2 protein-coding genes are annotated in these 1,291 nt (G+C 39.3%); both read left to right on the plus strand.

What is annotated here, in order from left to right:
• Positions 1-103 precede the first annotated feature (103 nt).
• Positions 104-628: a helix-turn-helix domain-containing protein gene (locus tag H524_RS0111930; RefSeq protein ID WP_027940349.1), complete on the plus strand. Its 525-nt coding sequence runs from the start codon at positions 104-106 to the stop codon at positions 626-628.
• Positions 615-1,196 (plus strand): IS630 family transposase, encoded by a 582-nt coding sequence (locus H524_RS0111935; RefSeq protein WP_156907613.1) that lies wholly within the window; start codon positions 615-617, stop codon positions 1,194-1,196. The genes H524_RS0111930 and H524_RS0111935 overlap by 14 nt, the downstream gene beginning before the upstream one ends.
• The last annotated feature ends 95 nt before the right edge of the window (positions 1,197-1,291 follow it).

A 1,291-nucleotide genomic window follows, 5' to 3' on the forward strand; every position in this document is an offset into this window, starting at 1 on the left:
CAAACGAAATAAATAATTGATTATTAAGTGACATTACCATCGGTAATCCGTAAAATATAACTATAGGCTTTGGTTACATCGGTTATATCTGGCGGGTCACTGTATGAAAGTTAGGAAATTTGTCAATGATAAGGATTCCTTAAGAGCAGCTGGTATTAAGTTCATTCAATCTTCAAAAGATATAAAGATTGGATACCGTGCCGCAATTGTCAACATGGCTTTAGGGGGCATATCCAAAAAGGAGTTATCCCTTAGCAGCGGTGAAAGTGTAGGCACTATAAACAACTGGATTAAAAGAGCCGATATTTATGGATTTGAGTCACTAGCACTATCATCCCCACCAGGACGTAAAAGCAGGCTTACGGATGAACAGTACTCTGTGATTCGAGAAGCTGTACTTGCACCTCCTGAACAATATGGCTTTAATGTATGGGATGGCAAGGCTGTTTCTGCCTTTATTGAAAGAGAATTTAATGTTTCTCTCGGTGTAAGGCAATGCCAAAACATTCTCAAAAAGAAGCTTGGTCTCTCTTTAATAAGGCCACAAACGCTGCCTTCCAAAGGTAAGGAAAATCAGGAGGAGCTGATGAAAGAACGCGAGCTCTTTAAAAAAAATTTTAGAGGTTAGCAACGATCCAAATAAGATCCTCGTTTTTCAAGATGAGGCCCACTTTCATCAAACAACCACTGTGGTAAGACTTTGGGCCACTAAGGGAAGCAAACCTCAAATTGCATCTGCTCCCAGCAGGAAATCAGTTGCCATATCTGGTTACGTTTTTCCTGAATCAGGAAAGCTCATAGTTACTAAACCAACTTGGTTTAACTTTGAGACTGTAATCCAGTCTTTAAGAGAGTTCATGTCAGTTGTAAACATACCATTCAACACTAAGATTGCATTGGTACTGGATAACGCTCCTTGGCATAAAAAGGCTTATAGGCTTATTGTGGAGGAAGAACTTCCTGAGTATGCAGATATTAGACAGAAGATTGAACTAATCAGGCTACCGCCATACAGCCCTGACCTTAACCCCATTGAGCAGTGTTGGAGGAAAGCACGTAGGGAGGTAACACATAATCGCTACTTTAAATCTCTTGATGATCTTGCATACAGTCTTTTTAGTTACTTTGCTACTTTTAAGTATGGCAGCGAAAAGTTAAGCTCACTTTGTAGCTTTAGCTGGTTTAGCAGCTGCTAGACAGATTACTCTCCAATAATCAATTATTTATTTCGTTTACTATAATTAAAAATAGCCATCAGCCCTTACTGCATCTGGCTTTACGTGAAATGTAG

Source organism: Anaerobiospirillum succiniciproducens DSM 6400, assembly GCF_000482845.1.
GTDB classification, from domain to species: domain Bacteria; phylum Pseudomonadota; class Gammaproteobacteria; order Enterobacterales; family Succinivibrionaceae; genus Anaerobiospirillum; species Anaerobiospirillum succiniciproducens.

Coding starts and splice junctions, on each gene's coding strand:
- H524_RS0111930 (WP_027940349.1), top strand. CDS start 104: ATGAAAGTTAGGAAATTTGTCAATGATAAGGATTCCTTAAGAGCAGCT.